The organism is Bradyrhizobium sp. P2_E8, assembly GCF_056403875.1.
Genome location: NZ_JBFUES010000186.1, coordinates 1 through 9,578, shown reverse-complemented (window position 1 = coordinate 9,578; position 9,578 = coordinate 1). Strand labels below are relative to the sequence as shown.

Below are 9,578 nucleotides of genomic sequence, written 5' to 3'. Positions count from 1 at the left end.
GTGATGTGCGCGATCGCGCCGAACATGCCGATGCTGATTCTCGCCCGCGGCCTCCAGGGGCTTGGCGGCGGCGGCATCATGCCGGTGGTGCAGACGGTGATCTCCGACGTCGTGAGCCCACGCGAGCGCGGCCAGTACCAGGCCTATTTCTCCAGCGTCTGGATGGTCGGCGGCATCCTCGGCCCGGTCATCGGCGGCGTGTTCGCCGAGCATCTGCACTGGTCGATGATCTTCTGGATCAATCTGCCGCTCGCCGCCGCGGCGATCGCGATGCTGCTGCCGAAGATGAAGAAGATTCCGGTGTTCCACCGCAAGCGCAAGGTCGACTGGCTCGGCGGCGTGCTGCTGATGGCCTCCGCCGTCGTCTTCATGCTGGTGCTGACCTGGGGTGGCACGCGCTACGCCTGGCTCTCGCCGACCGTGCTTGCGATGGTGGGCGGCGCTGTCGCGCTCGCGGTCACCTTCGTCTGGCACGCGCGCCGCGCCGACGAACCGTTTTTGCCGCTGAAGCTGTTGACGGGATCGGTGGCGCCGTTCGCGCTGACGGCCGGCGGTTGCGGGCTTGGTGCGATCACGGGCCTCACCGTGCAGCTCCCGCTTTATTACGAGTCGGTCTATCATCTCAGCGCCAGCGAGGCGGGGCTTGCGCTGATTCCGCTCGCGGCGGTCTCGACCTGCGGCGCGGCGATTGCCGGCCGCACCATGGCGCGTGCCAAGCATTACAAGCGCGTCGCCATTGTCGGCACCTCATGGGCCGCGATTTGCGCGCTGGGCCTGACGCTCACCACCTTGCCGCTCTGGGGCCTGCTGACGCTGATGGCCGCGTTCGCACTCGGGCTCGGCACGACCTTCCCGGTCTGCGTGGTCTCGCTGCAGAATTCGGTCGCGCGTCCGCAAGTCGGCACCATCACCGGCGCGATGAACTTCTTCCGCTCGCTGATGTCCTCGTTCACGGTCGCGGCCTTCGCCGCCATCCTGCTGATCGCGCTCGGCACCGACATTCCGCTCGCCGGTGAGCATCACGCGGCAGGCAGCATCCCTGCGATCCCCGCCGACGACATGCGGCACGCGTTCCGCTACGTCTTCGGCGCCGCCACCGCGCTGATGGCCACCGCCGCGCTCTGCCTGATCATGATGGAGGAGCGGCCGCTGGCAGGCCCGACCGTCGCAACGCAGGTGGAGATGGCGGAGTAGGGTTTAGCCGCCACGATCGGGATCATCGTCGGCATTGCCTGCGCCCGTCTTCCGCGCTTTCGCGGCAAGCTGCTCCTTGAGCTGCGCCAGCGCGTCGGCAGACCAATCACGGACATCGGTAACCGCGACCCAGGCATCGACGTAATGCTCGGGTGCGTAGACATGGCCAAAGCCCATCGGTGTGCCGTTCGCGACCGCCATGTCGACGGCGAGCTGCAGCATCGTGACGACGGGATACCATCGCAGCTCAGGTGATACGTCGGGCCCACGCGGCGCCCTCATCCAGGCCGGAGCCTGATAGGCGTCGCGGTAGGYAAAGAACGTGATCGCGTCACTGGCATATTGCAGATAGACGACGCGCATCGGACCCCAGGGCGCATCTGCCGGCACCGTCGGCCCGTTCTGGTTCATGAAGCGGACGACGCGGCCGTCGCGGAATTCCGGCAGCCAGGCCGGCGAGCCCTGATTGCGGTTCGCRGTGACCGAGCGCCAGATGCGGCTTTCGAACGGCGGCCCGCTCCATAGCGCGCCAGCGATGGGATCGCCGATCGTCTCGAACAGTTCCGCGGATTTCTCCGAGTTCATGGCGCCGAGGCTAAGCCCGTGCAGATACAGTTTTGGCCGCTTGTCCTTCGGCAAGCGCGTCCAGTAGCCGTAGATTTCCGAAAACAGCGCGCGCGCCGCCTCCGCGCCGTATTCGGGCTGAAACATCAATGACAGCRGGCTGTTGAGATAGGAATACTGCACCGCGACGCTGGCGACGTCGCCATGGTGGAGATATTCGACCGTATCCATCGCGGCCGGATCGATCCAGCCGGTGCCGGTCGGTGTAATGACGATCAGTATCTTTCGCTCGAAACCGTGCTGGCGCTTGAGCTCCTCGAGCGCGAGCCGGGCGCGGGCTTGCGCGGTGTCGCGGCTGCCGAGGCCTACATAGACGCGCACGGGATTCTGCGCGAGCCCTCCCGTAACGGCGCCGATTTCCGTCGCGGTCGGGCCTGAGGCAATGAACCGGCGCCCCATGCGCCCGAGCTCCGTCCACTTCACCAGCGACGCAGAACTTCCTGTTTGATCGGGGGCGGCCGGTTGCGGCCGCTCGGGCTCTTGCAAGGCGTCGAGCTCGCGGAAGGAGGAGTCGAGCGCGTTGAACGCCGTGCGGACCAGGACATTGCTGGCGATAGACCAGAACAACAGGCCTGCGACCAGCACGCCGAGGACGTTGGCGACCTTCCGCGGAATCACGAGCCTCGCGCGCGCAGCGAGGAAGCGGACGACAACCGCGAACAGCCGCCCCAGCACCAGCAGCACTGCGAACGTGATCCCGGCAATGACGCAGACCTTGAGTGGATGTGCGGTCTCGACCGGGGCCATCTTCATGACAGTGCGGATCGAGTTCTGCCATTCGGCGGCGCGCCAGAGGAAGACGATCACGATGAGCAGGCAGATTGCTGCCGCCAACGCATTCGCAATCGATCGCGCGCGCGTCGAAGGCTCAGGCAGCTCGAGATAGTGCCAAAGCCGGCGCCACAGGATTCCGGCGAAATAGCCGATCGCAAAGCAGCCACCGGCGAGGGCACCTTGCGTAAGATAGCTGCGCGGGATCAGCGTCGGCGTCAGCGCGGCCGCGAAGAACAGCGCGCCCAGCATGAGGCCGATACCTGATAGCGAGAGGAGTTGTCGCCGAATGAACCACGCGAGACTCTTCAAGGCATCCTCCGGGGTGATGCTATCCCTTGTTGTTCTCCGCAAAGCTGCTCTTCCGCGGCAGCAGGATCGTGAATTCCGTGAACTTGCCCGGCTCTGTCGTGACGTCGATCGTGCCACCGTGTTGCTTCACGATGATGTCGTGGCTCATCGACAGCCCGAGGCCGGTGCCTTCGCCGGCCGGCTTGGTGGTGAAGAACGGGTTGAACATCTTCTCCCTGACCTCGTCTGCAATGCCGGTGCCGTTGTCGCGGATGCGAATCTCGATGGTGTCGCCGCGGTCGCGCGTCGCCGCGATCACCACCGGCTCGTAACCGGACGCACCGCCATCGGCCTTGCGCTTGGTGACGGCGTGGAAGCCGTTCGAGATCAGGTTCAGGAGCACCCGGGTGATCTCCTGCGGAAACACTTCGGCCTGCCCGGCCGCCGGATCGAGCTCGCTCCTGAGCGTCACGTCGAACTGCGGCGTCTCGGCGCGGGCGCCATGATAGGCGAGGTTGAGGCTCTCCTCGACCAGAGCGTTGATGTCGCTGAGCCGGTGCTCGCCGCCGCCCTCGCGCGAATGCAGCAGCATGTTCTTGACGATGGAATCGGCGCGCCGGCCGTGCTGCACGACCTTCTCCAGATTGTCCTTCAGGAGCGCGGTCAGCTCGTCGACCTCGGCACGGACGTCGCCGGCGAGCGGAACGGGCGCGAGCACCTCGTTCAGCTCGTCCGTCAGCTCGGCGGAGAGCGAGGCAAAATTGTTGACGAAGTTGAGCGGGTTCTTGATCTCATGCGCGATGCCGGCGGTGAGCTGGCCGAGGGAAGCAAGTTTCTCGGTCTGGATCAGCCGGTCCTGCGCTGCGCGCAAATCGTCGAGCGACCTGGCGAGCTCCCGCGTGCGGTCCTGGACCTCGTTGAACAGGCGCGTGTTCTCGATGGCGATCACGGCCTGGTCGGCAAAGGTCTTGAGCAGGTTGATCGCCTTGTCCGGGAAATGGCCGGCCTCCCGCCGCGTCACGGCGATGGTGCCGATCGCAGCGCCGTCGCGCAGCATCGGCACCACCAGAATGCTGCGATAGCCTCTGGTCCGCGCCAGCTCCTTCATGGCGTCCGTGAGGTCGGCTTCGTTCTGCATGTCGCTGCGGAACGCATATTCCCCGCTTGCCGCCACCCGGCTGTGGATGCCCGATGCCGACAGCGGCACCGGGAAGGAGCTGAGCAGATCGGCGTTGCCCGCTTCGTTGTCGGTGGTGAAGGCGGCCAGATGCAGCATGCCGTCGATGAGGCGGGTGACCGTGGAGGAATGTCCCCCGATGAGCGCCTTGGCACTGTCGGAGATCGCCTGGAACACCGGCGTGACGTCCGCCGGCGAGGCCGCGATCACCTTGAGGATGTCGGCGGTCGCGGTCTGCCGTTCCAGCGCTTCCCTGGTCGCGTTGAACAGGCTGACATTCTTGATCGCGATCACCGCCTGGTCGGCGAAGGTCTGGAGCAGTCCGACATGGTGCTCGCCGAACGCGCCGGTCTCCCGGCGCGTGGCAATGATGACGCCGATGGCCTCGCCCTCGCTCATCAGGGGGGCGAACAGCATGCTGCGGTAGCCGCGGGCGCGCGCGATGTCGCGTGCGGCCGGCTCGAGCTCCGTGTCGGGCAATTGCGCCGCCGCACCATTGGCCACAAGCTGGTAAGGCGGAAACCGTGCGAACGGCACCGGGAACGAGGCCTGGAGCACGCGATCGCCGGCCGGATCGGTCGGCGTGAACGCCGCAAGGTGCGCAGCGCCGTCGACGTAGCGCAGCACCGCGGTGGAGAAGCCGCCGATCAGCCGGTTGGCGTTGGCGGCGATGGCGTCGAACACCGGCTGCACGTCGGACGGCGAGGCGGCCATCACCTTCAGGATGTCGGCGGTGGCGGTCTGGCGCTCCAGCGTTTCCTTCGTCTCGTTGAACAGCCGCGCATTCTCGATCGCGATCACGGCCTGGTCGGCGAAGGTCTGGAGGAGCTGTACGAGATCGGGCGCGAACGCGCCGGGCTCGGCGCGTGTGACACTGATCATGCCGACCGCCGTGCCCCGGCTCATCAGCGGCATGAAGAGCACGCTGCGGAAGCCGCGCAGCCGCGCCAGATTGCGGTTCAGCTCCGGGACGTGCTCGGCCTCGCTGTCGGGAAACTGGATCGTCTCGCCGCCCCGAACGAGGGCAAAGGTCGGAAAATCCTCGATCCGGCGCGGGAACGATGCCTTCAGCCCTTCGTCCCCGTCCGGGCTGGTCGGCGTGAACGCCACGAGGTGCAGCTCGTCGCCGATGAACTGAAGAACGGTGGCGGAGAAGCCGTCGAGCAGGCGCTTCGAGCTGGACGCGATCGCAGCGAACACCGGCCGGGCATCCGAGGGAGATGCCGCGATTGTGCGCAAGATCTCGGCGCTGGCGTTTTGCCGATCGCGCAGCCGCGTGTTCTCGGCGGCGGCCGACTGCAATTGCCGTTTGAGCTCGTCGATCCCGGCGACATCGTTGGAAGGGGTGGTCATTCGCAATCCGGCTTGGTACCGCGACGGGCGCGGCACCGGGCCGGATTATCACATCTTCTGCGGCCGGAGCCAGCGCCCGCGGGGTGCCGCCGAGACCCGGCTGCCTCACGTGCCCGGCCGCGACACCTCGGTCTCCTTGCTGGTGATGAACTCCAGCAGCACCGGCACGCCTTCCTTCGTCTTCTGGATGCCGCGCCTGATCGCCGGGATGATGTCCTCTGGTCTGGTCACCCGCTCGCCATAGCCGCCGAAGGCACGCGCCATCGCGGCATAGTCGCCGGAAATGTCGGTCGAGCGATATTTCTCGGTCGAGACCGGCATCACCTTCAACTCGATCGCCATCGAGAAATTGTTGAGCAGGATCGACATGATCGGGATGCGCTCGCGTACCGCGGTCTCGAAATCCATGCCGGTGAAGCCGATCGCCGCATCGCCCCAGACATTGATGCAGAGCTTGTCGGGCTTTGCCAGCTTGGCGCCCATCGCGAGGCCAAGGCCGTAGCCGAGCTGCGTCGTCTTGCCCCAGCCAAGATAGGAGAGGGGTTCGACCGCCTTCCAGAACGGCGAGAGCTGGTCGCGCGGGCTGCCGGCATCATGGGTGATGATGGTGTTGTTGATGTCGACGGTGCGCTGGAGGTCCCACAGCACCCGATAAGGGCTCAGCGGCGCGTCGTTGCTGGACAGCTTCGGCATCCACTTTGCCAGCCACTCCTTGTGCGAGGCGGCGATCTCCGCCGCGACGGCCGAGGCGTCGCGATCCTTCGTGACGGTTCTGCCGATCTCTTCCAGCAGCGCATCGAGCACGAGGCCGGCATCGCCGACGAGGCCGATCCTGGCCTCCACATCCTTGTTGAGGTGGTTGGGATCAAGCGTGGAGTGGATGATGGTCTTGCCCTTCGGCATCGCGATGCCMAAACTGGTCTCGGTGAAGGAGCAGCCGACGCCGAAAATCACGTCGGCCTCGCTGAGGAACTTCGGCACCGCGCGCGGCACCGCAAGACCGCCGGAGCCGAGCGACAGCGGGTGTGTCTCCGGAAACGACGACTTGCCTCCCAGGCTGGTGGTGACAGGAATGGCGAGACGTTCCGCAAGCCGTTTCAGTTGCGGCCACGCCTGCGCATAGTGCACGCCCTGGCCGGCATAGATCACCGGCCGTTTGGCGTTGACGAGCAGGGCGGCTGCTTCCTTCACATGCACGGGATCGGCGCCGTACCGGGTGCGCAGCACCGGCGTGTAGTTCAGCGGTTCCGGCACCTCCTCGTTCCACATGTCGGAGGGGATTTCGACGATGACAGGCCCGCCGCGGCCGTTCTTGAGTTTCGTGAAGGCACGGCGGAAGATGTTGGCGACTTCCGCGGCGAGGATGATCGGCTCCGARGACTTCGCGAACGGCTTCATCGCCTCGCTGGAATTGAAGTTCGGCTCGATGTGCGCCAGCCGGCGCTGATAGCCCATCGGCAGCACCAGCACGGGCACGGATTCGCCGAAGCACTGCGCGACGCCGCCCATCGCGTTCTCCGCGCCCGGCCCATGCTGCATGCAGAACGCGCCGATCGTTCGTCCCGACGTCACGCGCGAGATCGCGTCCGCCATGTGGATGCCAACGCGTTCCTGCCGCACCATGACGGGGCGGATCTCGGCCGTGGCCGCATGCTCGATCAGATGGTTGACGGGATAGCCGCAGAGGATCTCGATGCCCTCGCGCCTCATGATTTCCGCAATGGCGGTGCCGAGCTTCATGGCGTCTCTCTCCCTGGCGAGGCCGGTTGCTCCGGCCGATTGGGGGAGAGAGGATCAGGAAATATCGGAGCGGTAAAGCGCGGGGGTGCGAAGGAGGCGGTAGGTCAGGTATGCAGCGCCGGCGTCCAGCCGCACGGACCCGCAAGGCCATTGCATCAGCGCTTCGGTGCCGTGGCCTCCTACTTGCAGTTTTTGCAGATCGTCAGCTTGCGCTTTAACGCTTCCTCTTCTTGATCGATCAATTGCTGCGCCGTATCCGGATTGGGCTTGGAACCCTTTGCTGCGCGCGACGTCGTGGCTCGCCTCGTCTGCTCCGGAGTGTCATTGTCGTCGACGGCGCTAAAGCCGTCATAGTCAGCGGCTGGATTCGGCGAGTGTGGAGGCCCGCCAGTCGCTGGTGTCGACGGCACCCTGTCGGACGCTGCCGGGGAATTCCTGGCGCTCGCCCGTGGCGGCGATGCCTTGGGTGGAGCAAGCGAAACCGGCGGCGCGACCGAGGTCTGTCCTCTCGCGCTGTCGTGCGACCATGCGCCGACAAACATGAGGCCGAGAGCCAAGAGCGTCACGCTTCTCATCCGCATCCTCTCGGCAGTTCTGGTTCAACGATCGATGGCATGGCCCGCCGAGCCACGACGGCGTGCAGAGTATCAGGACTCAGATGGCCGTCAAAGCGCCGTAGCCCGGATGGTGAGCGGCAAAATCCGGGACGACCGTATCGATTCGCGGGTACGCGATTGCCCTCCGCTCTGCGCCCGACAGGCAAAACACACGATCGCCGGGCGACCGCGATCGTCGGCCTCAGATCAACGTCCCCGAGTGGACGCTCGCATGGGCGAGCAACGACTGGATCACGATGTTGTCGCCGGGGCCTCCGTCCAGCACGTCGACGCCGCCGCCGCCGATCAGCACGTCATCGCCAAGCCCACCGAGCAGCGTATCGTTGCCCGCGCTGCCGATGAGCACGTCGTCGCCGGCGCCGCCGTCGAAAACGAGGTGCGGCCCGCCGGGGCCGACGCCCGACGCCTCGATCACGTCRTCGCCGCCGAGTCCGTTGATGGTGATGGTGTCGTTGAAGTCGAAGTTCTCGATCACGATCTGGCTTGCGAGACCGTCGATCACCAGCGCGCCATTGCTGTTGAGCGAAAGCGAGATGACGTCGTCCCCGCCCGTGCCGTTGATCACGATCTTGTCGGCCGCGCCGTCGCCGCCTGCGGTGCCGGGGACGCCGCCCAGATCGATCTTCACTTCCGTCACGTCGGTGCCGCTCATGTCTCCGACATTGATCGTGTCGGCGCCGCCGCGGGCATTGAACGCGATCGTTTCGACGCCGTGCGTGTCCATCGTGATCGAGGCGACGTCCCGCGTCAGCTCGGCACGCCCTCCATTCGCGAAGATGTTGATGGTTTCGGCGATGTTGGCGCCGTTGAACAGCAGCGTGTCGGTACCGCCCTGGCCCTCGATCGTGTCGTTGTCGTCGCCCGGATTCCAGACGAAGGTGTCGTTGCCCGCGCCCATCAGCGCGACGTCGTTTCCGTCGCCGCCATTGATCAAGTCGTCGCCCTGACTGCCGCGGATGGTGTCGTTGCCGAGTCCGCCGTTGATCGTGAGTTGCAGCACGCCGGCCGCAAGCCCGCTCGCATCGATCACGTCGTCGCCGCCGAGGCCGTTGAGCGTCAGCTGATCGGTCGCGTCCATGGAGACCAGGTTGGTGGTCGCATGGAGGCCGAAGACGGTCACGCCGCCGGCATTGCCAGTGACGCCGAACGTGTCGGCGCCCTGGGTGGCATCGACCGTGACGGTGTCGACGGCGCCGTCGGGCGTTCCGGCCGAACCGCCGAGGTCGATGTTCACCCGCGTCACGTCGGTTCCGGTCAGATCCCCCACGGCGATGTGGTCAGCGCCGCCCAGCGCGTGGATATCGACGTGCTCGACCCCGTGCAGGTCCATCGTGATGTTGCCGACGTCGCGCGTGAGCAGGGCGTGATCGCCGTTGGCCGTGATGGTGAGGTTCTCGGCGATGTTGGCACCGGAGAACCGCAACGTGTCGACGCCGGTGCCGCCTTCGACGGTGTCGCTGCCATCGCCCGGATTCCACTGGAACACGTCACGGCCGGCGCCGAGCTGCACGAGGTCGTCGCCGCGGCCGCCGACGACGGAATCATTGCCGTCGCCGCCGATCAGCGTATCGTTGCCGGCGCTGCCGACGATCGTATCGTTGCCGGCGCCGCCGTCGATCGTCAGGTGCACGATTCCCGCGGCAAGCATGGCCGCCGAGATCGTGTCGTTGCCGCCGAGGCCGTCGATGACGAGCGCGTCGTTTGCGCCTTCCGCGTTGGTAATGGCAAGAGCGGCGGGCAATCCTGTGACCGAAACTGACGTGCCCGAGCCGGACACCTGGATCGTATCGGCTGCGCTCGTGCCGTTGAGC

At 66.1% G+C, this 9,578-nt stretch carries 5 protein-coding genes and 1 pseudogene; 1 reads left to right on the top strand and 5 read right to left on the bottom strand.

The genetic code is table 11. The annotated features are described in order from the left end of the window. On the top strand, positions 1-1,194 hold a 1,194-nt coding region (locus AC1D00_RS13080), incomplete at its 5' end, for an MFS transporter (RefSeq protein ID WP_477010955.1). 3 nt (positions 1,195-1,197) lie between these two features. Here AC1D00_RS13080 and AC1D00_RS13075 read toward each other — a convergent pair. From AC1D00_RS13075 to AC1D00_RS13055, 5 genes and pseudogenes are all read right to left on the bottom strand, one after another. Further along, positions 1,198-2,841: an alpha/beta hydrolase gene (locus AC1D00_RS13075; RefSeq protein WP_477010956.1), complete on the bottom strand. Its 1,644-nt coding sequence runs from the start codon at positions 2,839-2,841 to the stop codon at positions 1,198-1,200. A 79-nt stretch (positions 2,842-2,920) separates the two neighbouring features. Continuing rightward, entirely contained in the window at positions 2,921-5,410 is a 2,490-nt protein-coding gene (locus AC1D00_RS13070) for a GAF domain-containing sensor histidine kinase (protein WP_477010954.1), read from the bottom strand. Positions 5,411-5,515: 105 nt separating this feature from the next. Next, positions 5,516-7,174, bottom strand: a pseudogene (locus AC1D00_RS13065) (thiamine pyrophosphate-requiring protein); the annotation flags it as partial. 155 nt (positions 7,175-7,329) lie between these two features. Next, positions 7,330-7,725: a hypothetical protein gene (locus tag AC1D00_RS13060; protein WP_477010953.1), complete on the bottom strand. Its 396-nt coding sequence runs from the start codon at positions 7,723-7,725 to the stop codon at positions 7,330-7,332. A gap of 223 nt (positions 7,726-7,948) precedes the next feature. Next, the coding region (locus tag AC1D00_RS13055; protein WP_477010952.1) for a beta strand repeat-containing protein at positions 7,949-9,578 on the bottom strand (1,630 nt) is incomplete at its 5' end.

Bases quoted from the DNA above. Each gene is read 5' to 3' on its own strand.
- AC1D00_RS13060 (WP_477010953.1), bottom strand. From the start codon at position 7,725: ATGAGAAGCGTGACGCTCTTGGCTCTCGGCCTCATGTTTGTCGGCGCA.
- AC1D00_RS13070 (WP_477010954.1), bottom strand. From the start codon at position 5,410: ATGACCACCCCTTCCAACGATGTCGCCGGGATCGACGAGCTCAAACGG.